Below are 26393 nucleotides of genomic sequence, written 5' to 3'. Positions count from 1 at the left end.
TCCTATCGGCTCAACGGATACTTGAATGCCATTCTCTCGATCAGCGAAAAGATCGCCGAGAATCCGATCGACATGATCAGATAAAGAATGGTGATGACGATATAGACTTCGAAACTTGCAAACGTCGCCGACTGAAGATCGTTACCGGCAGCGGCGAGCTCGCTGGCGGAAATTACCGAGACAACACTCGACGTCAGCATAAGATAGATGAACTGGCTGGTCAGCGACGGATAGACCGTGCGCAATGCAGGCTTCATGATGATGTAGCGAAACACCTGCAGCCGCGAAAGGCCCAGCGCCGTACCCGCTTCCACCTGACCCTTTTGAATGGATTCGATGCCCGCGCGGATGATCTCTGTGCCATAGGCACCGAAATTCACCACCAGCGCCAGAAGTGCGGCACTATTGGGCGAAAGACGCAGACCGACAGATGGCAGACCAAAGAAAATGAAGAATATCTGGATGAGAAACGGCGTGTTACGGATGATTTCGATATAGGCATCGATCACGAAACGCACCGGCTTCGGACCGGCCGTCTTTCCCACCGCACAGATGATGGAGACGATCAGACCCAGCAACATGGAGGCACATGATAGCTCGATCGTCTGCCACGCACCGATGAGCAGCGTGTCCATCGACGCGAAGACCGGTTCAAAATTGAAATTATACACGTTAAACCTCCGGGCACCCAGGCCGCTCGCTCCTGCGACAAGTGTGTTTAGATCGATCTAAATGCTATCGTACCTATGCGTCAATGTCTAATTGGTCGCACTCTCTCGATAAACAGGGCCGCCACAGGATTGGCGAACCTGCAAATATGTTTCGCTGATAATCTTGCGCGACACACGATCTGGCTGGTCAAGACGGTCCAGAAGCAGACGGGCAGCGTTCTGCCCCACCGTTACGGGCCGCGTCGCAACCGAGCTCAGTCGGGGGCGCGTTGCTTCCGCATCACTGACGTCGTCAAACCCGACCAACGCAAAATCAAGCCCGATTTTCTTGCCATAGTCATAAAGCCCGGCTGAAAGACCGAGCGCGACAACATCATTGAGACAGATTGCAGCGGTTGGCATCTGCCCCTGCGCGAACAGCAACGGAGTCGCTCGGGCAATTTCAGGGATCGAATTTGGCAACTCGACAATCAGTTCCGCATTGAGGCGCAGTTGCAGCATCGCCTCGCGAAAGCCTTCGATTCTCTCGCGATAGGCCGAATGGAAGGGGCGATGAACTGCAAACGCGATTGTCTTGTGGCCGAGAGCGGCAAGATGATTGACCGCCTGGCGCATGCCGCTGGCATAATCAACGCCAGCATAGTCGACCCTGTCACTCACATGCCGCAAAACCTGCACAGCTGGTAGCCCCCAGCCGGGCATCTGTTCGATATATTCTGCTTGCGTATCTGCGGACGGCGAAACGATTACGCCATCGACACCATGTTCGCGCATGCGCTGCATCAACAGGCGCTGATTGGAAAACTTGTCATGGCTGATCGCCAGAAGAACCACGATTTCAGCTTCGCCCAGTACACTTTCGATGCCAGCAAGAAGCTCGCCGTAAAACGGATTGCCGAGGGTGGGCAAGATGACGCCGACCGTATTCGACCGTTCGGCACGCAGACTGGCCGCCCCCATATTATAAACATAACCCAGTTCCCGTAGTGACCTTTCCACTTTTTCACGCGTTAGCGCACTCACCAGCGGGCTCTTGCGCACCACAAGCGATGCTGTCGCGCGGGAAACATCGGCATGGAGGGCCACGTCGATCAGGGTGACGCGGTTTTTTCTACGGTCGTCATGGGCCACGAACATCACCTGTCGGACTGATTAAAGCTTGCACAATGCCCAGAACATACGACGCCAGGCGATATTGTGAAATCCCGCTATTGATAGGCCACATTTCTGCGCGGCGCAAAGCGCCAGTATTGCTCCCATCCACTGTAAACGCTGAAAATGACATTTACCGCAAGGTGTCAGGATTTTGCGCGTAGCCTGTCTGCGTCTGGGTGAACGCCTTTCAAACGTGCAGGGGCCTTAACCGGGCGACTCAGAAAGGCAGAGCCTTGGAGACAGAAGCGCCATGGAAATTCGGTTGCCTTCGATATACCGATCCTTAATCCCCTCACGACCTGCATTTCGCGCTGGCATGGTTCCAGCCGAAAGGGCACCCGGTCCAGCCGCTGGCCATCGAGATCGCCAGTGATCCCTAGAGCCTGCGCAAGCTTGGCAGGACCAGAGCAAAGCGAATCCTCCTGTTCGCTCTGTCTCCTTTGCTTCATTTCGTCCAGTCCACTTAAGGGTTCCAGAGCGCGGATAAGCACGGCCGAACCACGGCTGCAAACGATATTCATGCACCAGTGCAGCCCATAGATCCGGTAGACATAGGCCCGACCGGGCAGACCAAACATGGACTTGTTGCGCTTGGTTTCCCCCTTAAAACTGTGTGAGGCGGGATCGGTAAGCGTATAGGCTTCCGTTTCCACGATCATCCCGCCCGTATCGCCCACCGCGAAAGTCCAGCCGATCAATTGCGTCGCGACCTCGACGGCGTCCCTATCGAAAATTTCAGAGAACTGCGGGCTTTCCATGGTCATCGATATCTTCCCGTCCCATCCTTATCCGCAGGTGTATCAGGTGGCAGGTCTGGATTTCAAACGAGAACAGACCTGCTTCGTTCCCAATACGCGCCTGAGCATTCCTTTGTCTGTTAGCGTACGGATAATCATTTGCCGAATCTGGGTGTTATAGAAAAACAACCGTCAAAGAATTGGGGCATCGCGACGGGGGGAGCTCGTACTTTGCCCATCAGCAACATCCATGTACGACAAGAATAGTTTGAAAAACCGCCTTCTCAACTACCTCGATAGCGATATTCTTCACCATATCGGTTCCAGCCTGGAACCGGTAAGGCTTCATCGCGGCCAAGTAATCGTGGAAGCCAATCAGCCCGTCGGGTATCTATATTTTCTTTCGGACGGCATTGGCTCTGTCATAACCATTTCGCGGACTGGCCAGCTGGCGGAATCCGGCATGTTCGGTCGCGAGGGCTTTTCGCCGACATCCGCTGCAGTCGGCGCGACAACGAGCTTGCATGAAGTGGTGATGCAAATGGACGGTTACGGTCATCGCCTGCCGATTGCCGCGGCAGCCACCGCACTCGCGCGTCACAGCCAGTTCGCCAACCTGCTGGCCCGCTACATGCAGACCTTTACATCCCAGATTTCCTATACCGTCTGGGCAAACGTCAATCTTCATATCCATGAGCGCCTTGCCCGCTGGCTATTGATGGCGCATGACAGAATCGACGGCGACGAGATCGTACTCACCCATGATTTCATCGCATTGATGCTGGGGGTTCGGCGCCCGAGTATCACGACCGGTCTGCATATGCTTGAAGGGAAAAAGCTTGTGCGCTCCGAGCGGGGCCGGATCACCATTCGTGATCGCAAGGGGCTGGAGGAGTTCGCTGGCGAAGCCTACGGAAAACCGGAAGAAGAATATAGCCGGCTTATCGAAGGGTATTAGGGCCAATCGACTTTAATTCTCCCGATACGCCCCAGGGTCCGGATCCTAGACACACCAAGGCTCAGGCGCGGGCAGGTTCGAGAGAAATCGCTCATATTGCCTTTCGGGCCGTCCATAAGCATCTTCTGCATATTGTTCCAACCCGCGCCGATCACGAATAGTAATCATGCCCCGATTGGCTCTGATAAGGCCAAGCCCCTCCAGAACGTGCAGGGAATCGGTGACGCTGGGCCTGCGCACGCCAAGCATGATCGAGAGGAATTCATGCGTGAGGGGGATTTCATTTCCGGCAAGACGGTCATCGCACATCAAAAGCCAACGCGCGAGACGCTGGGGTACATCGTGAACGGCATTGGATACCGCCGTATGCGCCAGTTGAACAGAAAAAGCTTCAATCGACCGGATCATGATTTTGTTGAAACGGCCATTTTTCTCCATCCAGCGGCGAAAGCTGTCATAGGGCAATGCGTAGCCCTCGCCTGCGATCTGGATTATGACGTCATAGCAGCTGGTTTCCACGCCAGCGATCGCGGACGTTGGAACATAACCTTCAAAGCCGAAAATCCCGGCTTCCGCCCGCCGCCCCTTGCCCGTCGTCAAAATAACGGAGCCAATACCAGAAGTCATAAAATATACTTTATCTATAGGCTTTTCGCATCGGGCCATATAAGTGCCGGAAGGCAACGTAACATAGGTAAGCTCTTGGGCCAGTTCTCGGTAATCCGGTTTTGGCATTGATGCCAAAAGCTTGTTGGCAACATCTTCATGGGGTGGAAAATCCATTTCATTTACCTCTCAGGTAATTTTGAAACAGCGAAGAAACCAAAAAGTTCCGGATTATTGCGCGTTTTCCGTACGATATCGTACGCATGCGCCATGAACTCAGTTTACCTCTACTCAAATCGGTTAAACGCATTATCCTATGTGTCTATTGAAGGAGGCTGCCATGCCGTTGTTTAACGAAGCGAGCCGAATTTACACGCCGGGCGAAATCAATGTTATGCGCGACTGCTTTTCGCAGGCGGCAATCCTTCTGGAAGAAAGTAACAGCGCCCATACCGAGGCCGAACTCGCGACATGCATCATGAAGCTCTACGAGAGCGGCTTGAGGGAACCAGCTTACATTGCGCAATTATCCGCACGCCTTGCACATTCTAAATTCAGGCCTGATGCGGATAACCCGAACATACAAGGCTTGAACGAAGAAATTCTTTAATCTGCAGTGTTTTTGGGCGGGGGGAACGGCCCGGGACATTAAGAGCGATGTCCTGGGCCGGTTCTTTTATGGCAAGGCATTGGAGGCACTACGAGGGTAACCCCCAGTGCGCAAACACGAAAAAGCCATCCTCAGTTAACCGCTTCGGATAGAAACCCCGACCAGTTCAGCGGGCAGCAATGGCAACAGCTGCACCTGCCATCATGCCGGCACTGGTCCGGTTGGCAATGCGCATCATGCGCGGGCTACGTAAGAAGCGGCGTGCTTGCGCCGCAAGAACCACCCAGGCGCTGTCAACAGCGGCAAGAACCGCAAACATTACCACAAGCAGTTCGCCCCAGCCGACCATTGTTACCGCGTTAATGTCGATGATGGTGGGCAGGATCGCAATATAGAATACCATGATCTTGGGATTACCCAGTGTAACCGCAAGCGCACTCAAAAAAAGCTTACGGCCTTCGCCATGTTGCGGAATGGCGTTCTCATCCGTCTCTCCTGCAACCGGCGCGATCCACATTTTCCATGCCAGATAGCAAAGGTAGGCGATACCCGCATATTTAAGGATCAGGAAAGCGGTATGGAACGTGTTGGCCAGCGCCGAAAGACCCCAGACGGCAAGAGAAAGCCACACGGCATCCCCCAGCCACAAGCCAAACATAAAAGGAAAAACGCCCTTGTGGCCGCGACTGATGACCCGAGCGACAAGCGCTCCAACATTCGGTCCCGGCGTACCGGCAGCAACAATCAGAATACCCGCGAAAGCAATCAGCGATGCCAGATCCATCTTCAACTCCTGAACATGTTTTGCTTGTTACAGAAACCATCCGCCTTGGCAATCGACATAATAGAGCGCCCGTCACGCCCATCCGCACGCACAAAGGCCGCGTCTCAAATATTAGATTTATGTATCGGTCCGATTCTATAGTGGTCGTTTGAAATTTTGCCGCAGCGTTTCTATTTGCGCACGACAGTGACAGCCTTCGATATGGTCATTGACCAACCCCATGGCCTGCATGAAGGCATAGACCGTGGTTGGACCAACAAACGACCAGCCCCGCTTTTTTAGATCCTTCGAAATGCGCAGGGAAGTCTCTGTCTTCGGATTTGCGATAAGGGTCGGATAATCAATGACGGCGGGGCGCTCTTTCACTCCCGGCTCGAACGACCAGAAATAGGCAGCAAGCGAGCCCTTTTCCGCAACGAGTTCAATGGCACGATTGGCATTATTGATCGTGGAGACAATCTTGCCACGATGACGCACGATGCCCTTGTCGGCAAGAAGACGCTCTACGTCCTTTTCGTCATATTGAGCGACACGATGAAAATCGAAGCCGCTAAAGGCCGCACGGAAATTCTCGCGCTTGCGCAAAATTGTCAGCCATGACAGGCCGGATTGAAAGCCTTCCAGACAGATTTTCTCAAATAGCCGGTAGTCGTCATCAACCGGCACCCCCCATTCATAATCGTGATAGGCAAGATAATCCGGAAGTTCACTCGGCCAGAAGCAACGCGTTTGACCATCGGAACCAATCCTCAGACCGGATTTTACTTCGACTATATTATTCATTGACCTGACCTTTGGATTTCACGCATTCTTAAGCATGTCGCGCAACTTTCCACTAACCACAACAACAGTTAGAGCAAAAAGACACGAAATACACGGCAGACGTTTACTTTTACGATTCCATTATCCCGCACAATGGCGGAATAACTTTTAAGACCTTTCTCCTGACAGAGATTGTCAGGACATTTATCAGGCAACAAGCGCTGGCAAAACGGCATATCGCCGAACGGTGCAAACAGGATGGAACATGACATGAAACCGCGTCATCTTCTCTTGGTGGGCTCACTTGCGGCATTAGCCGTTTCGATTGTTAATACGAGCATGGCTTTTGCCTATGATCGAAACGATAATGCACTGCACCAGGTTGCCCAGTTGCAGCAGGAACCCATGCGCGGCACGGCCAGGCAAAAAGCCCAGCCGAAACCTCAGGCCACACGTAAGGTTTCCTTACAGCGCCCTGCCGTAAGCCCCAAGCCGAACAAGAAGCAGATTTCTTCCATCTACCTGCCTCAGACCGTCTCATACAACGGCAAGGAAGCCCCCGGCACGATCGTTATCGACACCAAAAACCGCTTCCTGTTTCTGGTGCAGTCTGGCGGAAAAGCCAAGCGCTACGGCGTCGGAGTCGGCAGGCAGGGTTTTAGCTGGAAAGGCGGGCAGCGCATCAGCCGCAAAGCGGAATGGCCGACCTGGACCCCGCCCAAGCGCATGATTGAACGCGAGCGTAAGAAGGGTCGTATCCTACCGACCAGCATGAAAGGCGGGATCAACAACCCGCTCGGCGCGCGTGCCCTTTATCTCGGCGATACGCTTTATCGCATCCATGGCACCAACCAGCCTTGGACCATCGGCAAAGCCATGTCTTCCGGCTGCATCCGCATGCGTAACGAAGATGTGAGCGATCTGTACAATCGTGTTCCCGTGGGCGCCCGCGTTGTCGTGCGCTGATTAAAAAACCGCCTTGCTGTCATTTCAGGCCGTCCTTCCAACGAAGGGCGGCCTTGTGTTTTCATAAATCTGAAACAACCGTAATATTTATTCACAATATCGCCGCCAAACGCAAAAAGCTCCCGCAAAAGGCTTTTGCTTTTATCGCGAACACCCATATGCTTGTCAGACAAACAGGAATTGAATGCTGCCGCCGATGGGCGGCGCGCATCGCAGCAGGATCGGTGCGCCTTGGAGGGAAGGATAGAGCATGAGCGTACCGACCGTGAAACTGAACGACGGCAATCAGATTCCACAACTCGGTTTCGGTGTCTGGCAGGTCGGCAATGACGAAGCGGTTGCAGCCGTCAGCGAAGCCTTGAAGTTGGGCTATCGGCATATAGACACAGCCGCCATCTATGGCAATGAAGAGGGTGTCGGCAAAGCGATCAGCGCATCAGGTCTCGCGCGTGGCGACATTTTTCTGACCACCAAATTATGGAATGGTGAACAGGGCTATGAATCAACCCTGAAGGCTTTCGACGCCAGCCTGAAAAAGCTCGGCACCGATTACGTCGATCTCTATCTCATCCATTGGCCGATGCCATCCAAGGATCTTTTTGTCGAGACGTGGCGCGCCTTCATCAAGCTGAAGGAAGAAGGCCGGGTAAAATCTATCGGCGTGTCAAATTTCCGCACAGCCGATCTGGAGCGCATCATCAAGGAAAGCGAAGCAACCCCTGTGCTCAACCAGATCGAACTGCATCCACAGTTCCAGCAGGACGAGTTGCGCCTGTTCCACGGCAAGCACAACATTGCAACCGAAGCCTGGAGCCCGCTTGGGCAGGGTAAGATACTGGAAGATGCAACGCTTAAAGCCATCGCGGAAAGGCACGGCAAGTCGGTTGCTCAGGTGATTTTGCGCTGGCATATCGAAACCGGCAATATCGTTATTCCGAAATCGGTCACACCGGCCCGCATCAAGGAAAACTTTGACGTGTTCGATTTCCGCCTCAATGGCACCGATCACGATGCAATCACCAAGCTTGATCGCGCGGATGGACGCATCGGGCCAAATCCCGGTACACTCTCCTGATCAAACGAAAAGCCGGGTAAAGCCCGGCTTTTTCATGCGGCGATGGTTTTCAGTTGCTGCGGACATGGCCCGCCATAGGCCCAGTCGATCAGTTCCACCGTATGCACGATCGGCAATGTCGAGCCGGAACCGATCTGCGTCATGCACCCGATATTACCGGTGGCGATCAGCTGCGCACCCGTCGCCTCGATGTTTTTGACCTTGCGGTCGCGCAACCGCGTGGCGATTTCCGGCTGCATGATGTTGTAAGTGCCCGCCGACCCGCAGCACAGATGGCCTTCGAGCGGCTCTTTCACGCTGAAACCGGCCTTTGCCAAAAGGTCTTTTGGCGGACGCACGATCTTCTGGCCATGCTGCATGGAACAAGCGGAATGATAGGCGACGGTCATCGCCTTTGGTTGCTGCGGCTCCGGCAAATCGATCATGGCAAGATATTCGGTTACATCCTTTGCCAATGCAGAAACCCTGGCTGCCTTATCCGCATAGGCGGGATCAAGCCGTAGCATATAGCCATAATCCTTGATGGTCGTACCGCACCCCGAGGCTGTGACGATGATTGCATCGAGACAGTCCGCCTCGATCTCGCGTGTCCAGACATCGACATTGTGGCGTGCCTGCGAAAGCGCCTCTTTCTCGCGGCCCATATGGTGCACAAGAGAACCGCAGCAGCCTTCATCTTTCGGTGTCACCACTTCAATGCCGAAGCGGTTCAGAACACGCAGAGTTGCGGCATTGATGCCCGGATCGAGCACGGATTGCGCGCAACCGCCAAGCATCGCCACCCGCCCGCGCTTTTCGCCCGCAACCGAATTGATCATATCCGGCTTTGACGGAAGGTGCTTTGGCGCAAGGCCCAGCATTGCCGCAACAGGTTTCAATGCCGGGCTTTTTTCAAACAGCGGTGCAAAAGGCCTTCCAAGCTTCGCCAACCGCAAAGCGGTACGAAAACGCCCCGGATAGGGCAGCACATGCGCCAGCACACTGCGCAGCAGCCGGTTGATGAACGGACGCCGATAGGTCTTTTCGATATGCGCACGGGCATGATCGACCAGATGCATGTAATTGACACCGGACGGACAGGTGGTCATGCAGGACAGGCACGACAGGCAGCGGTCGACATGGCGCACGACCTCGTCGTCCGCCGGGCGGTCGTTTTCCAACATGTCCTTGATGAGATAAATGCGACCGCGCGGGCTGTCCAACTCATTGCCAAGCGTCACGTAGGTCGGGCATGTGGCCGTACAAAACCCGCAATGCACGCATTTGCGCAGGATTTTTTCGGCTTCGTTGACATCGGGATCAAGCAATTGTTCAGGGCTGAATTGGGTCTGCATGGTTCACGCTCCAGCCTTTGGGGGATAGATGCGCCCCGGATTGAGAATGTTTTCCGGGTCGAACTGCTGCTTCAAACGCTGAGACAATGCAGCCAAGGCGGGAGGTTGTGGCTCGAACACATCGATATTTTCGCGGATATGTTGCGGCGCGCGCACGAGCGTCGCATGACCGCCGCCATATTGCGCAATCAGTTTACGCAGCACATGCGGTTCCGGATTTGCTTCCATGCGCATCCAGATCAACCCACCCTGCCAATCGTAATAGGCGTCAACACCGGCGTAACGGCGGAAATCATCGACCATGCGCCAGCCCTTCATGGGTGCCATCGACACACGCCAAATAGCACGACTGTCGCCGGCCTTGGCATAAGGCACAACATCGCGCACCTGGAGCCACAGCCGGTATGACTGATCGGAATCAAGCATATCGGCGCCACCCAGAAGCGCCTGCAATTGTTGGCTGCGATGCGCGACCGAGGGCGCAAAACCTTCTAGCCGCAGAATGGTTGCGGCCTCCCAGCCAAAAGCTCCATCCAGAAAAGCTGCGGCTGCGGTAGGCGGCAGATGGGCGGCAGACGAGACTTCCTCACGCGATCCCATCGCCATCGCCATGACACGCACTGCCTGCTCGTCGGCCAATCCGCGCACGATCAACGTCGCCACGGTTTCGGGGCGCGGCAACACCTTGAAAGTCACTTCCGTTGCCACACCCAAAGTGCCCCAGGAATTAGCCATGCCCTTGGAAAGATCATAGCCGGTCACGTTCTTGACTACACGTCCACCCGACTTGAACACTTCGCCCCGCCCCGACACGACACGCACACCCAGAACATGATCGCGTGCTGCACCCGCCTTGAGCCGTCGCGGTCCCGAGAGGTTCGCTGCCAGCACACCGCCGATGGTGCCGCGCCCGTGTGTCCCCGAAAGCAGCGGGCCGTAATCCATCGGCTCAAAATGAAAACACTGATTGTTTTCAGCCAGAAGTTTTTCGATCTCGGCCACCGGCGTCCCAGCGCGGGCAGACAGGACCAGCTCATCCGGCTCATAAAGCGTGATGCCCGTAAGCGCAGACACATCCAACATGCGGCCTGCCTCGACCGGACGCCCGATACCGCGCTTGGAGCCATGGCCAATGATTTCCAGCGGTGTCGAATTTGCCAACGCCCACTGCACGCTTTCCAGAACACCCGCCTCATCCTGCGGTTTTAGAATATTTGCATCACGCATGATCAGAACTCAGAACCGTGGAAGATCGGGAAATGCCATTTCGCCGCGATGCACGTGCATGCGGCCCAACTCGGCGCAGCGGCGCAGTTGCGGAAAGACTTTTCCCGGATTGAGGAGATGGTTGGCATCGAAAGCGCATTTGACCCGCATCTGCTGGTCGAGATCGATTTCATTGAACATTTCCGGCATGAGATCGCGCTTTTCGATACCCACGCCATGCTCGCCGGTCAGAACCCCGCCAACTTTTACGCAAAGGCGCAATATATCCGCACCGAAATCTTCCGCCGCCTGCAATTCACCGGGATTATTGGCATCGTAAAGGATCAATGGATGCAGATTACCGTCACCGGCATGAAAGACATTGGCCACACGTAGACCATATTTTTCCGACAGTTCCCGCATACCGGCCAGAACACGCGGCAATTCTTTACGCGGAATGGTGCCATCCATGCAAAGATAATCCGGCGAAATGCGCCCCACGGCAGGGAAAGCCGCCTTACGGCCTGCCCAGAAGGCCAGACGCTGTTCTTCAGAATGCGACAGGATGCATGTGCTGGAACCATTTTTGAGTGCGATCCGCTCCACTTCACCGATGAGATAATCGACCTCAACCGGCGGGCCATCGAGTTCGACAATCAAAAGTGCCTCGACATCGAGGGGATAGCCGACCCGCACGAAATCCTCCGCTGCAAGGATGGCGGGACGATCCATCATCTCCATGCCGCCGGGAATGATACCCGCGCCGATAATATCGGCCACGCATTGCCCCGCCTGTTCACTCGATGGAAAGCCGATCATCACGGCCCGCGCGGTTTCCGGCTTTTGCAGGATACGCACGCTCACTTCAGTTACCACGCCAAGCAGGCCTTCCGAGCCAGTCATCAGCCCTAGAAGATCGTACCCCTCACTGTCGAGATGCTTGCCGCCAAGACGCAGAACTTCGCCGGTGATCAGGACCATTTCGATGCCAAGCACATTATTGGCGGTCAGACCATATTTGAGGCAATGCACGCCACCTGCATTTTCCGCCACATTGCCGCCAATCGAACAGGCAATCTGCGATGACGGATCGGGCGCGTAGTAAAAACCTTCATGTTCGACAGCCTTGGTAATGCCGAGATTGGTCACGCCCGGCTGCACCACCGCGACGCGATTGGGGTAATCGATTTCAAGAATGCGATTGAAGCGCGACATCACGAGCAGCACTGCGTCCTGCAATGGCATGGAACCACCCGACAATGATGTGCCAGCGCCACGCGGCACGACGCGGATGTTGTTGTCATGGCAATAACGCAAGACCGCAGCCACCTGATCAACGGTTTCCGGCAGCACCACCACCAGCGGCAGGGTGCGGTGCGCGGTCAACCCATCTGTCTCGAACACACGCATGGCGTTGAGCGTATCGACCACGCCTTCGCCCGGCACGATGGCGCGCAGATCAGCCACAATCCGCGCCCGCTTTTGCAGCACGGCGGCATCCGGCTCCGGCATAATCAATCCGCTCATAATCTCCTCCCACCGTCACCTGACACAGTGCATTGCATGCACTTTACGTCAAGTGGTAAACCAACTTTACCAATCCACCTGCCCGTTAAACAGTTTTTATGCTGCGGCATAATTGCTTGCTTCATTTCATCAGCCCCGGCTAGATGGAACCAAATCATGGCAGTGGAAGAGCGCATATATGATGAGCAATCTGGCGGATATGGAAATCTTTGCCCGGGTCGTGGCAACCGGCAGCATGTCGGCGGCAGCCCGCGATCTTGGTCTGTCGCCCGCCGTGGTCTCCAAGCGGCTGGGGCGACTGGAAGAGCGCCTCGGCACCCGTCTCCTGCAAAGGACAACCCGCCAGATCGCGCTCACCGAAGCCGGTCATGGTTATCATGAGCGGGTGCTTGCGATCCTTTCCGGGGTCGAAGAAGCGGAAGCATTCGTCGCCCGCCGATCGGCGGATGCGCGCGGAACGCTCAAGATTTCTGCACCAACCTCTTTCGGGCGCATGCATATCGCACCCTATCTCGTATCTTTCATGCGCGCCAATGCAGACCTCACGGTCAATATGCAGTTGAGCGACGACATGGTCGATATCGTCGGCGATGGCTATGACCTTGCCATACGCATCGGCGAACTTTCCGATTCGACGCTTGTCGCCCGCCGTCTGGCACCGGTACAGCGTATTCTCGTCGCCTCCCCCGACTATATTGCCGAGCGCGGCGAGCCTCAAACAATCGAGGACTTACAGCAACATATTTGCCTCGCCCCGCACAACAATGATCCCTGGCGGCTGGAAGGGCCGAAGGGACCGTTCATCCTGCGCCCGACTGGTCCGCTCCAGACCAATTCCAGCGAACTGGTGCGCGAGGCTGCGCTTTCGGGGCTGGGCATTGCACAGCGCTCAACCTGGGATATCGGTGTCGAACTTGCCGCCGGAAAACTCGTGCAGGTGCTTCCCGGCTATGCAGCATCGCGCAATGTTGCCATTCACGCGGTCTATCCTTCAAAGCAGTTTCTGCCAGCCAAGGTACGGCTCTTCATCGATTATCTTACCGATCTTTACGGACCGGTTCCCTATTGGGAAGGCGGCGCATCAAAAAAATAGACGAAGGCGCAAGGTTAGGCTACTGAACCGCAATTATTAGAAAATGCGCATAAGGAAAACCAATGAATACCCCCCTTCGCTTCATCTTCGCCCTCATTGTCGCCGTGATCGTCGGCTGCGGTTTCATGGTGTATGACAAGTCGCGTGGCGCGGAATGGGTCGTTTCTCCGCAACAGATCGAACAGGCGAAGGCCGAAGGCAAGACCGGTTTTGAAAGCAGGCCGGGAACGGTCACTGTGCTACCGATCCGCAGCGAAACCGCTGACGCTCTTCCGGTCAAGTGGGCCATGTATGGTATCGTTGCCGGGTTGTTTGTGCTTGTCGCAACGCGTCGCCGCAAACAGGCCTGAGCATTCGCAAATATGGCCCGGAAGCAAGCGCGTATCCGGGCCTGTTGCGCTATTATTGCGTTGCCCGCACTCTTCCATACCGCTACCTTGTCGTTCATATGAATGAGTTCGAGATGACATGAACGAGACAATTTTTTCCCGGATACAATCGAGCCGCACGGCGGACGACGTCGTGCGCCAGATCGAGGCATTGATTCTCGAAGGCGTCCTGAGCGGCGGCGACCGCCTGCCGGGCGAACGTGAACTGGCCAAACAGTTCGATATCTCCCGCCCCATTCTTCGAGATGCGCTGAAACGCCTCGAGACGGATGGTTTACTGATTTCGCGCCATGGCGGCGGGACTTTTGTCGCCGACGTCATAGGGCAGGTTTTCAGCGCGCCGGTGGTCAGGCTTTTCACTGATCACCGCAAGGCGACATCGGATTATCTCGAATATCGCCGCGAGATCGAAAGCGTCGCCGCCGAATATGCGGCGCTGCGAGCAACACCTGCCGACAAGGCGCTCATGACGAATATCATGGATGCCATGGAAAAGGCGCGCAAGGAAAGCGACTTCGACACGGAAACACGGCTTGATGTCGAATTGCATAATGCGGTCGGCGAAGCCGCCCATAACATTGTTCTGCTGCACACGTTGCGCTCCTGCTACCAGCTTCTGAAGGACGGCGTTTTCTATAATCGCAGCCTTATCTTCAGCTATCCGGGTGTTGCCGACATGTTTTTATCGCAGCATCGCGCCATTTATGATGCGGTGATGGCAGGCAATCCACAAGCTGCGCGCGAAGCAGTTCAGAAACATATCCGCTTCGTCGAACAGGCGACGCATGAACGCGAACTCACCGAGGAACGCCAGCGCGTTTCGCAACTGCGCTATCGCCAGCGCGGCGGCGCAAACGGTGAATGACCACTGAAAAAACAGAGCAGCTGAGCGGCTTGATTTTCAAAGATGTGTGCGGGCGTGAAATAGCCGACTTTCTGACATCGGAGATATTCTCGATCGCCTTGATCTTCTGAAAGCCCTACACGCCCATTTCCGAGCCGATCTCGACCAGAATCCAGCACAGTTGGAACCTTCGCTCGTGAGGGCCGGCCACATCCCGGGTCGATGGGCGTCGCATATCCCGTTTTCCACGTCGCCTTTATGGGGATGATCATGATGGGTGGGAGTGATTTTCAAGCGATTGACAACACCACCGTCAAGGCGCACCGCTCCGTGGGCTACGGAAACACCATTATAAAGCTGGGAGGGAACAAACGCTATGAGCATTGCATGCGAATGCAACAAGTTACCGAATAATTTTGTTTTCATCTATCCGACGATATTCAATTCTGAACATGCCGGGGGAGCATAAGTGTATTTATTTAATTAAAACAATTAATTACCATAATTAAATAATTTCGGCCGGATATTAAGTCACTGTAGACATATGAATATTATGCAGATAACGTATGCATTGATTTAGGGAACAATGCCGTGATTACAAAAACAACCCCACCAGTATGGGGGCTTCACGTCGAATATGAAGTTTGAAGGGGCTCGTGCAAGTGAGCGTCATAGACCCTTTATCGATTTCTGAATGGATGCAAATGGGAGTATCAAGATGTACAAAATTGCCGCTGCTTTTTCGTTGGCTGTTTTATTGGCCAGTTCAGCCTCGGTCATTGCTGCAACCAGCGAAGATGTGATCTCTGAAGCAAAGCAATATGTTGAAAACTCCTCCCGCAATCGGGGGGAATGGCCGGGACCGACGCAATCGCCACCAATGGCCGAAGGCAAGTCCATTACAATTATTTCTTGCCATCAGGCATCAAATTGCGCAATCGACGCGGCAGGCGCAAAAGAAGCTGCAACGGCCGCTGGCTGGACTGCTACCGTGGTGGATGGCAAGGGTGACCCTGCGATCTATAATGCGGCCATCCGCACAGCCGTGAATGCCGGCGTCGATGGTATCATCACAATTGCAATTGCGCCTTCGCTGATCCGCGATGGCCTACGGTATGCACAGGAACGCGATATTCCTGTCGTCAACGGTGCTGAAATCGCGTCTGACAGCGATCTCTTTGCAGCCCATGTTGACCGTGAGTTTGCCGCTCAAGGCGAACAGATGGGTAAATGGATGATCGCAGATAGTGGCGGGACTGCAAAGGCCGTGTTGCTGCGCGCCGATGAATTTCAGGCCGTGATTGAACGTCAAAGCAATGTTGCGAAGGCTTTTGAAAACTGCGCCGATTGTAAAATTCTTGATTCCGTTAACCTGACAGTCTCGCAGGGAGCAAATCCATCTTATATCCAGCAGCTCGTGCAGAGTCTTGTTGCCCGCTTTGGTGATGACCTTAACTATATTGTATCGCCATATGGCACACTGGATGGCCTGATCGTGCCTGCATTGCGTGCTGCGGGTCGTTCCGATGTTAAGGTCGTTGGCTATGATGGCAATGCGCAACAAATGCAATTATGCCGTCAGGGACAGGTTGGTGCAGTTGCTGTGACTTTACTTAGCTGGTCTGGTTGGGCGGGCGTCGATCAGATGAACCGGGTCTTCAATAAAAGCGAGCCGCAGAAGCAGAATATTCCGGCCTTCATGGTTGTGAAGGCTACCTGCCCTGAGACGGGTCTTGCAGAACAGGCCTACGATATTGATTTCCGAGATCATTATAAGAAGATGTGGGGTAAAAAATGACCCTGAGCGTAGCAAACTACGCGGAACAGCCGCTCCTGATAGCGAAGAATGTCAGTAAATCTTTCGGTGCAACGAAAGCCTTGAAATCCTTTAGCATGGAAGTGCTTCCGGGTCAGATTCATGCGCTCATTGGTGAGAATGGTGCCGGAAAATCCACCTTCATTAAGATCCTCGCTGAGATCTATAAGGAAGATGGCGGCTCTATCCAGTTTGCTGAAAGTGATGATGGTCGTCCTGCGATTGCCTTTATTCATCAGGATCTGGGTCTGATCCCTTCCATGACTGTTGCCGAGAACATTGTTCTCGGCGCAGGTTACCCGAAACGGGCGGGGCTGGTTAACTGGCGCAGCGTCAATCAAACGGCACGCAAGTGCCTGAATATGCTTGGCGTTGCTATCGACCCCGAAAAAGAAGTATCAGAGCTTTCGCTTGCAGAAAAAGCATTAGTGGCCATTGCCCGCGCATTGGGGCGTAATGCGCGGTTGCTGGTCTTGGATGAGCCGACAGCCACTTTGCCCGGCAGCGATGTTGACTTGCTGTTCAAGGTGTTGCGGCATCTCAGCCAGCAGGGCATTGGCATGATTTATGTCAGTCACAGGCTGCGCGAAGTGCTGACGATCGCCGATCATGTGACGGTTGTTCGCGATGGTTTACTTTATCATACGGGCACGACCACAGGCCTGAGCGAGGCCGATCTTGTCTCGATGATGTCGGATAAGGTAACCGATGGACGTGAGCGTCGCGCGCCTGTACCAACAAGTGTCGCTTCAATGCTCACGCTTGAGAATGTCAGCACAGCACACGGCTTACAATCGGTTGATCTGACTGTTCGCAAAGGTGAAATTGTCGGCTGTGTCGGCCTGCGCGGTGCAGGTCAGGAAGATTTGGGAAAACTGCTTTTTGGTTTGGCAAAATCAGAAGGCAGGATTGAACTGGCCGGAAGGCCATATGTTCCAGCCACGCCTGCTTCAGCCATGAAGGAGGGCATTGTCTTTATCAGTGGTGACAGAACGCTGACAACGGCTGCAACCATGAACCTGATTGAGAACCTGTTTCTTAATCCAACTACATCGTCTTTGCCAAGTTTAGTCCGCTCCCGGCGTCAGGAACGAGCAACAACGGTCAGGGCCATTGCTGAATATGGCGTGAAACCTGCAAATGCCGATGCGTTAATATCGGAATTGTCGGGCGGGAACGCGCAGAAAGTCATCGTCGCGCGCGGCTTTGACGCGAATCCCAAATTAGTCATTCTGGATGAACCGACCGCTGGCGTGGATATGCCAACGCGAAACGCGCTTTACGCATTGATGCGCCGGAAAGCGGATGACGGCGTCAGCTTCCTTCTTACATCTTCGGATCATGACGAAGTCGCAGCCGTCAGCGATCGCATCTACGTTCTTGCACATGGGAGGATCGGGCGAGAACTCGTTGACCAGCCATTTGATCCTGAAGCTGTCGCCCAGCTTACGCATGAGGTTACATAATGAAAGCTACCGCAATTCCTGAAAAGAAGTCGTTTGTCTCAGGCGGTCTCTTTGAGGCGCTCACTGGAAAATACGGCCTGGTGCTGATCGTGATTGCACTCGTTCTGACATTCGCTTTTCTCAAGCCAGACACCTATCTGACTACGCGTAATCTGTTATCGATTGCCACATCGCAATCCATCATTGCGCTTTTATCTTTATCTATTCTCGGCGTGCTGATCGTCGGTGAGTTTGACCTGTCTTTTGCAGCGCTTATGGGGCTTTGTCAGGTTCTCATCATTGGACTTGTGTCACAAAGCACTCTTCCATGGCCGCTTATCGCCGTGCTTCTGGTGAGCGCTGGCTGTCTCGTGGGCCTGTTCAATGCTTTCTTGATCAGAGGCCTCTATGTCAGTTCCTTTGTCGCAACCATGGGGCTTGCAACCATTCTCGGTGGTATCGGAATGGGCTATTCAGGTGGAGCAATTATAACGGGTATTCTGCCAGACTCATTTTATACATTTGGTCAGGGCAAGCTGTTTGGTATTGATTTCCCTGTCTGGTATGTCTTCATGACAGCAATTTTCCTTTATTTTTTGTTTGAGCATACTGCGCTGGGCAGGCATATGCGTGCGGTCGGTGACAATCGTGCGGCATCGAAGCTCATTGGCATTAACATCACCAAGACGGTTGCGGTCGCATTTGCCCTTGCGGGTGGCATTGCAGCCTTTGCGGCCATTGTGAGTGGCAGTCAGCTCGGTTCAGGCCAGCCGATGATCGCCATGGGCTATCTGCTACCAGCCTATGCAGGTGCTTTTCTCGGCCTCACCACCATTACACCCGGAAAATTCAACGTCTGGGGCACACTTGTTGGCGTCTTTCTGCTCGGCGCAGGTGTGAGCGGCCTTCAGCAGCTCGGTTTTGCCCCTTGGGTGCAGGATCTTTTCAATGGTGCAATGTTGCTGATTGCAGTCTCCCTGTCAGGTTTCCTGAACAAAAACCTGCGACGCAGAGCAGTTTAATCTTATTCGCTTAGAGCGGTCTTTATGTGGCGCATAAACCGCGCCGCTCTATCTGGTTTTCATGCCTGTCCTCAGAGTTCTTAACTGCACACTCTGAGGACAGTCTAAAGAAAAGAAATCATCTCATGCCCACCGCAATTAAACCGCACCAGATTATGGGTTATTCGGACCGGCTCAGCGCCCGTGCTGGCGAAGAACTCAATTTTTATATCAGTGCACCCAATGGCTCATACGAGGCGGAAGTTTGGCGTATTCAAAGTATCGATGATCGTGAAGGCGCGCCGGGTAAAAAACTGTTCCGCGTTGAAGCACCGCTTGCAAAATCCTATCCGGGTAAGCTTCAGCTATCGTCAATCGGGTCTTATCTGACGTTTCAGGATGAGCGCGGCCTGCTCTGCCAGCGGGAAACGACGATCAGCTTTGCTTTTCTGCCGACAATTCTCGAAGGCAGGAGCACACAGACCCTTCTTTCTATCGGCCGTGCTCTTGCGTTGCGTATTGAGAATGCAAAGCTTCAGCTTGTCATTGCAGGCCGGGTTGTGGGTGAGTTGTCTCAAACATTATCCACGCTTGCCTGGTACCGGGTTGTTATCACTCTTGAAGGATCCGTGATCCGTATCGCGTTGCGCAGTGTTTCGCGTGCCAGCTATTCGCTGCCGCTGGATGTGATGGAATACACGAATGCCGACAGTCTGCTGGGTCACGAAAAAGGTCAGATTGTTATTCTGGCCGCAGAGCAGCGTGAGACGATTGTCGCAAACCATTTTACCGGCAAGATTGCTTCTCTGTCGCTTGCCAGTGGCGCAGCCAATGCTTCGCAGGTAAGTCAGATTTTGCGCGGCAATGACCTTTCCAATGTTCTGGGCACAGCTGTTTGGGCAGCATGGTCCTTTGGTGTGGAGCCCCGACGGTTTGATATTTCAAACCAGATTGAGGGCGGTCCAACGGCAACGCTGGTCAATGCACCGATGCGTGCCGTCACTGGCCCGGAATGGAGCGGCCGCCACAATCACTATAAAATTGCCCCGCATGAATATGATGCGATTTTGTTTCATGCCGACATGGTCGCCGGCGGTGATTGGGAAAAAAGCCTTAGCCTTCCAATTGGCGATAGCTGGAAAAGCGGCGTCTATGCCCTGAAAATATTTGACGGCGGCGCTGAAGACTGGATTCCATTCTATGTGCGTCCATCCATCAATAGCCGGAAAGCCCGCGCGGTTTTCCTCGCGCCCACCAATACATATCTGGCCTATGGCAATGAAACCAATTCTTTAAGTGAAATCGGCGTTGCCGAACTCTCTTTGATGAAGAATGAACCCGTCGAGCCGCAAGCTGCCGATCTCTATGTAGCCTGCCACCCCGAACTTGGCTTGTCCATATATGACAACCATCTTGACGGTGCAGGTGTTGCGTATGTCTCACGCTTGCGTCCAATGCTGAATTTTCGACCATTCCACCGCAATTGGCTCAACAATTCTTACCGGCATTTTCCTGCCGATTTTTATCTGCTGGACTGGCTCACCGAACAGGGTTTCGAGTTTGACGTGCTAACGGATGAAGACCTTCATCTTGAAGGCCGCAGCGCGCTTGATGGCTATAAGGTAGTGATCACAGGTTCGCATCCCGAATATGTTTCTGAACGCATGCTGGATGCGATTCAGGACTATGTTGGCGATGGCGGCAATCTTATGTATTTGGGCGGAAATGGCTTTTACTGGACCACGACCTATCATCCAGACCGGCCGGATATGATCGAGGTGCGCCGTGGCTATACGGGTGCAAGAAACTGGACGTCCCCCCCCGGCGAAGTAGTACACGCATTTAGCGGTGAAGAAGGTGGCTTGTGGCGCAATAAAGGCCGCAGCCCGCATCGCTTGACCGGCATTGGCATGGGTGCTGTGGGCTGGGGCCGTGCCTCTCCCTATAAGATCAGCGAGACCGCGCGCAGCGGACCAAGAGCTTGGATATTCAACAATGTTGAAAGCGACCTTCTGGGTGAAGATGGCATGATGCTGGGTGGTGCCGCCGGTGATGAAATTGATCACACGGATTATTTGCATGGCACGCCAGCGGCAACCGAAGTACTGGCCTCATCCATTAATCACAGCGAGTATTTCCAGCCAGTGATTGAAGACTATACCAATATGCTCCCGCAGCAGGGTGGCTCAAAAAACCCCTTGGTGCGGGCTGATCTGACCTGGCTTGATATATCGGGCGGTGGTGCGGTGTTTTCTGTTGGCTCGATCTGCTGGATCGGTTGTCTCCCCATGAATGGATATGACAACCCGGTCTCAACGCTCACGGCAAATGTGGTCCGCCACTTTGTAACATCTGAATAGGCCCAGAGCTTCAGATACTAAATGTCAAAACTCCATGCGTCCAATCCGGCGCATGGAGTTTTTGGCTTATCACGATTAAGGTTTTATAGATTTTCCTTGGGGCGGCGTGTCATGCCATCGGGTATGCGGGCGGTTCCTCTGATCAGAAACTCACCAGCCACCGTGATGCGTCGCGGCGCCTGTGACGGGTCGCGTACAAAATCATTGACGATCCCGATTGTCAGATCAACAAATGGGGTTACCGGCTGCGCATAGGTTGTGAGATCAAAACCGGGCAGGCGCGATTGCGGCATATCATCGAAACCAACGATCGAAATATCATCCGGCACTTTTAAGCCAAACTCATATCGTGCAACGTCGAGACAAGTAATTGCGGTGGAATCATTCGCGCAGAAAACAGCGTCAGGCCGGTCCCGGCGATTAAGAAGGTCACGCATCACTTTTGCGGTTGTATGAATATCATAATCACCATTGACACGGATCGGTTCAGGCAGACCAGCATTCACAACCGCACGGGTAAAGCCCACCTCACGATGATGGCTTCCCACGGTACCTTCATGTCCGCTGACAAAAGCCATCCTTTTGTGACCACCCTTGACTAGAAAATCGCCAATCATTTCACCGGCTCTCTCGTTTTCACCGAGAACCATCGAAATGCCTGTATCTTCCAGCGATGGATTAAACATGATAATCGGCACGCCAGCCAGCTGGCACTCGCTGGTTTGCAAAGGTGACAAGCCTGTCGAACCCAGAATAACGGCCTCAACCTGATATTGCATGATCTGTTCGAGCAGCAGACTCGCACTTGAACCATGAGGCGCTGAAAATAGCAGAACCTGATAGCCCTGATCCTGTAACCGACTGGTTAAAACTTCGATCAGTTTCGCATTATAGGGATTGTGCATCATCGCCATTGTGACGGCAACCATGCCGGAGCGGCGGGTGATAAGCGAACGTGCAAAGGCGTTTGGCCGATAGCCCAACTCATTGGCGGCTTTAAGGATACGCTTTCGCAACTCCGTTGAAACGCTGGCACCGGGGGTGAAAACTCTGCTGACCGCAGATTGAGAGGTTCCGGCGAACTGCGCTACGTCCTGAGCAGTCGTACGTCGCTTAGCGTTTTTCAATTGTTAACGTCCTGCAATCCAAGTTTGAGCACCCCTAAAGTCATTTTGGTGAACAGGCGGAGCAGTTCAACCTGAAAATGCCTCAAAACGAGAAAACAAGTCGAATCTGAAAATCCATATAAATCATAATTAGAGTATTCAAAAAAGTGATATCGAACCAGTCGCATATTGTTTCCGTCTTCTCGAATAAACATTTGTCATCAAGGAGAAGACTTATCGCAGCGCTACATCCTGACGATTTCAGACGCAAAGCAGTTCACATCAAGCTTCTGAGCAAGCTCACCCGCTGCTAGATTTTTTCGAAAAGCTTCCCCATGCGCATAATGCCCATTGTAAGGGTATCCGATTATGTTGCTTCTTGCAAAAAACCGTCAAAAGCCTCTGCTGATATCTTAAATCCAAAGGACTTGCGGGATCGTGTTAGGGCGACTGCAAATGACTGGCCGCGACTGACATTCATTGTTGGTTTCTTTCGCCAATTTTTCATGTCTGCCCCACCCTACGATGCACGGACGTGAGTTGTCACTGAAGAGTGCCTTTGACACCCATAATGCTGCTACGAGGTCGGTCAACAGTTCAAAGCTATGATCTGCTCTAAGAGCGAAGCTTATAGAGCTACGCACGGTGTTAACCAGCAATTTATGTAGGGATCGAAGCAATTTTCTTAGGGGTTGGCTACGTCAATGTCGCTGGGTGAGAATGGTATAAATTCCTCGATGCTTCCAAGTAGGAGGTTTTTGCAAAAAACATCACTTCACGGCGCCGCACCAATTATAAGCTACGGCCTCTTGACAAGACATTCTCTATGATACCTGATAGGGCGATCCAGTAAAACAGACATGTGTCCATTATATTGGATTCAAAGCAGTGTCCAGTTCATAGGGGAACGCAATGACCATTTCTTTCCGCACCGGCATCATGTCTCTGGTTGCCGCCACATTCCTTTCCACCACACCGGTTCTCGCCGACGGCAGCAAACTCGATGAAGTGCTTGCTCGCGGCCACCTCGTTCTGGGCACCGGGAGCACGAACGCGCCTTGGCACTTCAAGAGCGCTGATGACAAGCTGCAGGGCTTTGACGTTGATATGGGCCGCATCGTCGCCAAGGCCCTGTTTGGCGATCCAAACAAGATTGAATATGTCAATCAGTCTTCCGACGCCCGTATTCCAAACATCACCACCAACAAGGTTGACCTGACCTGCCAGTTCATGACCGTGACCGGCGAACGCGCGCAGCAAATCGCCTTCACCATTCCTTACTACCGTGAAGGCGTTGGCCTGATGCTCAAGGCAAACGGCAAATACGCTGATTATGAAGCGTTGAAGGCAGCTGGGTCTTCCGTCACCATCTCTGTTTTGCAAAACGTCTACGCTGAAGCCATGGTTCATGCAGCCTTGCCGGATGCAAAGGTTGACCAGTACGAATCCGTTGACCTGATCTATCAGGCGCTGGAATCCGGTCGCTCCGACGCTGCCGCCACCGACCAGTCGTCGCTTAGCTGGTACATGACCCAGAACGAGGGGCGTTACAAGGATGCCGGCTATGGTTGGAACCCGCAAACTTACGCTTGCGGCGTTAAGCGTGGCGACCAGGATTGGCTGAACTTCGTCAACACGGCTCTGCATGAAGCGATGACCGGCGTCGAGTTCGATTTCTATGCCGACTCCTACAAGACATGGTTCGGCAAGGAACTGACGCCGCCAGAAATCGGCTTCCCTGTCGAATACAAGTAAGCCCACCGGCTTGTCTCATATGGACGAAGAGCTGAGCTCTTCGTCCTGCTCGCTCTACTACTATGGCAGGATGACGCCATGGGCTACACGCTCAATTTTGCCGCCGTCTGGCGCAGTTTCGACCAGCTTCTTGCAGGTCTTCTGCTCAGTCTCGGCCTTGCTTTTGTTGCCATTCTGATCGGCGCGCTGATCGGTTTGCTTGTCGCTTTCGCGCTGATTTCGAAGAATGTCTGGATCAAAGCTCCGGCTGCGACCTACGTCACGATCATTCGCAACCTACCGATCCTCGTGCTGGTGCTGTTTGCCTATTTCGCCTTGCCGCAGCTTGGCGTGCGGCTTGGCAAGATCGAAAGTTTCGTTGCAGTCCTGGCGATCTATTCTGGAGCCTATCTGGCCGAGGTATTTCGCGCTGGCCTGTTGTCTATCCCGCGTGGTTTGACGGAAGCCGGTCTCGCCATCGGTTTAACACCTATGCAGATCCGCACGTCGATCATCGCACCGCTGATGTTCCGCAATGTGTTGCCATCCCTGTCGTCGACGATCATTTCGCTGTTCAAGGACACATCGCTTGCTGCCGCTATCGCCGTGCCGGAACTGACCTTCGAAGCACGTAAGATCAATGTCGAGACGTTCCGTATCGTCGAGACTTGGATCGTCGTATCGGGTCTTTACGTCACCACCTGTTTTGTGCTCGCCGCGCTGATGCGTTTTGTCGAGCGCCGTCTGACTGTCCCGAGGTGATGTCATGATGGATTTTTCCGCTTTCTTTGATCAGGTCTGGCTGGCGCGTTACGTCATCCTCAAAGGCCTCGGTGTCACGGTATCGATCTCGCTTCTGGCAATCCTTGCAGGCTCCGTGCTCGGTGTGTTTGTCGGCCTCTCGCTGGTCTACGGCAATCGTGTGCTGCGCTTTTTCGTCCGTGCCTATACTGACTTCATCCGCGGTACGCCGGTTCTTGTGCTGGTTTTGGCCAGCTATTATGTACTGTCAGCTGTCGGCATCGCGCTCGGACCGTTTCAGGCGGGCGTGTTTGCTCTCGCCATCTTCTGTTCCTCCCATGTCGGCGAAATTGTCCGAGGTGGCCTGCAGGCTATTCCCAAGGGTCAGACTGAAGCCGCCAAGGCGATCGGCCTGACCTTCAGCCAGACCTTTACCTCTGTGCTGTGGCCGCAGGCATTACGGCAGTTCCTGCCGGCTTGGGTCAACACAGCAGCAGAGATGGTCAAGGCCTCGACGCTGCTTTCAGTCATCGGCGTTGCCGAGCTTCTGCTGCGTACGCAAGAGATCATCTCGCGCAATTTCATGAGCCTGCAGTTCTATTTCTTCGCCGGGCTTCTCTATTTCGTCATCAACTACAGCATCGAGCGCTTTGGCAAATACGTCGAACGCAAGACCGCTGTCCCGTCCTGAGGCCGCATGTCATGAGCAAAATACTTCTCGAAATCCAGGGACTGCGAAAGCAATATGGCCCGCTTGAAGTCTTAAAAGGCGTCGACACCACAATGCATGAGGGCGAAGTCATCTCGATCATCGGCTCTTCCGGCTCCGGCAAGACAACAATGCTTCGTTGCATCAATATGCTGGAAGAGTTCGAGGGCGGACACATCCGCCTGGCGGGGGAAGAGATCGGTTACGAATATTCCGGCAGCACCCGCAAGCGGAAAAGCGAAAAAGAAATTGCCCGCCAGCGCGCCATGACAGGCATGGCTTTCCAGCAATTCAACCTCTTCCCCCACATGACAGCGCTACAGAACGTCATGCTCGGCCTGATCAAGGTCAAGAAAATGAGCCGCGATGAAGCCCGAACCATCGGCGAAAAGTGGCTTGAGCGCGTGGGCCTCGGTTCACGTGGTGGCCATTTCCCCGGCCAGCTGTCGGGCGGCCAGCAGCAGCGCGTCGCGATTGCCCGCGCCATTGCCATGTCGCCACAACTGATGCTGTTCGACGAAGTAACGTCGGCACTCGACCCTGAGCTGGTCGGTGAAGTGCTGCAGGTCATCAAGGGCCTGGCTGCAGACGGCATGAGCATGTTGCTCGTCACCCATGAAATGCGCTTCGCATACGAGGTTTCCAGCCGCGTGATTTTCATGAATCAGGGCATCATCTGTGAAGAGGGCGACCCTAAAGAGATGTTCATCAGGCCGAAATCCGAACGGCTTGCTGAATTTCTCAAGACATCCAGTTTCAACTAA

Annotated in this window: 25 protein-coding genes; 15 read left to right on the top strand and 10 right to left on the bottom strand. The window is 53.9% G+C overall.

Features of this window, described 5'->3' with window-relative positions; genetic code table 11:
- Window positions 1–2: 2 nt before the first annotated feature.
- From AAIB41_RS11945 to AAIB41_RS11935, 3 genes are all read right to left on the bottom strand, one after another.
- Window positions 3–671: an amino acid ABC transporter permease gene (locus tag AAIB41_RS11945; RefSeq protein ID WP_343315513.1), complete on the bottom strand. Its 669-nt coding sequence runs from the start codon at window positions 669–671 to the stop codon at window positions 3–5.
- Between the two features lie 87 nt (window positions 672–758).
- Window positions 759–1802, bottom strand: coding sequence for a LacI family DNA-binding transcriptional regulator (locus AAIB41_RS11940; protein WP_343315512.1), 1044 nt, complete (start codon window positions 1800–1802; stop codon window positions 759–761).
- Window positions 1803–1969: 167 nt separating this feature from the next.
- On the bottom strand, window positions 1970–2590 hold the full coding sequence (locus tag AAIB41_RS11935; protein ID WP_343315511.1) for a DNA-3-methyladenine glycosylase: 621 nt from the start codon (window positions 2588–2590) through the stop codon (window positions 1970–1972).
- Between the two features lie 223 nt (window positions 2591–2813).
- Between AAIB41_RS11935 and AAIB41_RS11930 the strand changes: the two genes are divergently transcribed.
- A complete protein-coding gene (locus AAIB41_RS11930; RefSeq protein WP_343315510.1) occupies window positions 2814–3521 on the top strand; it encodes a Crp/Fnr family transcriptional regulator in 708 nt (235 codons plus the stop codon).
- Window positions 3522–3566: 45 nt separating this feature from the next.
- Here the strand turns inward: AAIB41_RS11930 and AAIB41_RS11925 are convergent, their stop codons facing one another.
- Window positions 3567–4304, bottom strand: a complete 738-nt coding sequence (locus AAIB41_RS11925; protein WP_343315509.1) for a Crp/Fnr family transcriptional regulator — start codon at window positions 4302–4304, stop codon at window positions 3567–3569.
- Between the two features lie 163 nt (window positions 4305–4467).
- Here AAIB41_RS11925 and AAIB41_RS11920 point away from each other — a divergent pair, with 163 nt between their 5' ends.
- Window positions 4468–4737: a hypothetical protein gene (locus tag AAIB41_RS11920; protein ID WP_343315507.1), complete on the top strand. Its 270-nt coding sequence runs from the start codon at window positions 4468–4470 to the stop codon at window positions 4735–4737.
- Between the two features lie 166 nt (window positions 4738–4903).
- On the opposite strand, the gene AAIB41_RS11915 is transcribed toward AAIB41_RS11920, so the two are convergent.
- Both AAIB41_RS11915 and AAIB41_RS11910 read right to left on the bottom strand, forming a co-directional pair.
- Window positions 4904–5521 (bottom strand): LysE family translocator, encoded by a 618-nt coding sequence (locus tag AAIB41_RS11915; RefSeq protein ID WP_343315506.1) that lies wholly within the window; start codon window positions 5519–5521, stop codon window positions 4904–4906.
- Between the two features lie 135 nt (window positions 5522–5656).
- Window positions 5657–6304: a DNA-3-methyladenine glycosylase I gene (locus AAIB41_RS11910; protein ID WP_343315505.1), complete on the bottom strand. Its 648-nt coding sequence runs from the start codon at window positions 6302–6304 to the stop codon at window positions 5657–5659.
- 249 nt (window positions 6305–6553) lie between these two features.
- Here AAIB41_RS11910 and AAIB41_RS11905 point away from each other — a divergent pair, with 249 nt between their 5' ends.
- On the top strand, window positions 6554–7249 hold the full coding sequence (locus AAIB41_RS11905) for a L,D-transpeptidase (RefSeq protein ID WP_343315504.1): 696 nt from the start codon (window positions 6554–6556) through the stop codon (window positions 7247–7249).
- Between the two features lie 250 nt (window positions 7250–7499).
- A complete protein-coding gene (locus AAIB41_RS11900) occupies window positions 7500–8324 on the top strand; it encodes an aldo/keto reductase (protein WP_343315503.1) in 825 nt (274 codons plus the stop codon).
- A 32-nt stretch (window positions 8325–8356) separates the two neighbouring features.
- On the opposite strand, the gene glcF is transcribed toward AAIB41_RS11900, so the two are convergent.
- The 3 genes from glcF to AAIB41_RS11885 are packed head-to-tail and all read right to left on the bottom strand — an operon-like array spanning window position 8357 to window position 12391.
- Window positions 8357–9658, bottom strand: a complete 1302-nt coding sequence (gene glcF / locus AAIB41_RS11895; protein ID WP_343315502.1) for a glycolate oxidase subunit GlcF — start codon at window positions 9656–9658, stop codon at window positions 8357–8359.
- A 3-nt stretch (window positions 9659–9661) separates the two neighbouring features.
- On the bottom strand, window positions 9662–10885 hold the full coding sequence (gene glcE, locus AAIB41_RS11890) for a glycolate oxidase subunit GlcE (RefSeq protein ID WP_343315501.1): 1224 nt from the start codon (window positions 10883–10885) through the stop codon (window positions 9662–9664).
- A 9-nt stretch (window positions 10886–10894) separates the two neighbouring features.
- Window positions 10895–12391 carry an FAD-linked oxidase C-terminal domain-containing protein gene (locus AAIB41_RS11885; protein WP_343315500.1) on the bottom strand — a complete coding sequence of 499 codons (1497 nt, stop codon included), beginning with the start codon at window positions 12389–12391 and terminating at the stop codon, window positions 10895–10897.
- Window positions 12392–12569: 178 nt separating this feature from the next.
- On the opposite strand from AAIB41_RS11885, the gene AAIB41_RS11880 reads away from it, so the two are divergent.
- From AAIB41_RS11880 to AAIB41_RS11850, 7 genes are all read left to right on the top strand, one after another.
- On the top strand, window positions 12570–13484 hold the full coding sequence (locus AAIB41_RS11880; RefSeq protein WP_343315499.1) for a LysR family transcriptional regulator: 915 nt from the start codon (window positions 12570–12572) through the stop codon (window positions 13482–13484).
- A gap of 62 nt (window positions 13485–13546) precedes the next feature.
- The gene (locus AAIB41_RS11875; protein WP_343315498.1) at window positions 13547–13834 is read left to right on the top strand and encodes a hypothetical protein; all 288 of its coding nucleotides are present in this window, start codon (window positions 13547–13549) and stop codon (window positions 13832–13834) included.
- A 118-nt stretch (window positions 13835–13952) separates the two neighbouring features.
- Window positions 13953–14738, top strand: a complete 786-nt coding sequence (locus tag AAIB41_RS11870) for an FCD domain-containing protein (RefSeq protein ID WP_343315497.1) — start codon at window positions 13953–13955, stop codon at window positions 14736–14738.
- 697 nt (window positions 14739–15435) lie between these two features.
- Complete coding sequence (locus tag AAIB41_RS11865; RefSeq protein ID WP_343315496.1) at window positions 15436–16515, top strand: substrate-binding domain-containing protein; 1080 nt, start codon at window positions 15436–15438, stop codon at window positions 16513–16515.
- A complete protein-coding gene (locus AAIB41_RS11860; protein ID WP_343315495.1) occupies window positions 16512–17999 on the top strand; it encodes a sugar ABC transporter ATP-binding protein in 1488 nt (495 codons plus the stop codon). Before AAIB41_RS11865 ends, AAIB41_RS11860 begins: the two co-directional genes overlap by 4 nt.
- Entirely contained in the window at window positions 17999–19000 is a 1002-nt protein-coding gene (locus AAIB41_RS11855; protein WP_343315494.1) for an ABC transporter permease, read from the top strand. The genes AAIB41_RS11860 and AAIB41_RS11855 overlap by 1 nt, the downstream gene beginning before the upstream one ends.
- 125 nt (window positions 19001–19125) lie before the next feature.
- Window positions 19126–21339: a N,N-dimethylformamidase beta subunit family domain-containing protein gene (locus AAIB41_RS11850; protein ID WP_343315493.1), complete on the top strand. Its 2214-nt coding sequence runs from the start codon at window positions 19126–19128 to the stop codon at window positions 21337–21339.
- 83 nt (window positions 21340–21422) lie between these two features.
- Here the strand turns inward: AAIB41_RS11850 and AAIB41_RS11845 are convergent, their stop codons facing one another.
- Window positions 21423–22466 (bottom strand): LacI family DNA-binding transcriptional regulator, encoded by a 1044-nt coding sequence (locus tag AAIB41_RS11845; protein WP_343315492.1) that lies wholly within the window; start codon window positions 22464–22466, stop codon window positions 21423–21425.
- Between the two features lie 891 nt (window positions 22467–23357).
- On the opposite strand from AAIB41_RS11845, the gene AAIB41_RS11840 reads away from it, so the two are divergent.
- From AAIB41_RS11840 to AAIB41_RS11825, 4 genes are all read left to right on the top strand, one after another.
- Window positions 23358–24200: a transporter substrate-binding domain-containing protein gene (locus AAIB41_RS11840; protein WP_343315491.1), complete on the top strand. Its 843-nt coding sequence runs from the start codon at window positions 23358–23360 to the stop codon at window positions 24198–24200.
- Window positions 24201–24278: 78 nt separating this feature from the next.
- Window positions 24279–24941 (top strand): amino acid ABC transporter permease, encoded by a 663-nt coding sequence (locus AAIB41_RS11835; RefSeq protein ID WP_343315490.1) that lies wholly within the window; start codon window positions 24279–24281, stop codon window positions 24939–24941.
- Window positions 24942–24945: 4 nt separating this feature from the next.
- Entirely contained in the window at window positions 24946–25611 is a 666-nt protein-coding gene (locus tag AAIB41_RS11830) for an amino acid ABC transporter permease (RefSeq protein ID WP_343315489.1), read from the top strand.
- Window positions 25612–25622: 11 nt separating this feature from the next.
- A complete protein-coding gene (locus AAIB41_RS11825; protein WP_343315488.1) occupies window positions 25623–26393 on the top strand; it encodes an amino acid ABC transporter ATP-binding protein in 771 nt (256 codons plus the stop codon).

It is taken from the genome of Brucella sp. BE17, from assembly GCF_039545455.1.
In the GTDB taxonomy this organism is placed as follows: domain Bacteria; phylum Pseudomonadota; class Alphaproteobacteria; order Rhizobiales; family Rhizobiaceae; genus Brucella.
The sequence above is the reverse complement of the archived record's forward strand: the minus strand, read 5'-3'. Positions and strand labels throughout refer to the sequence as shown.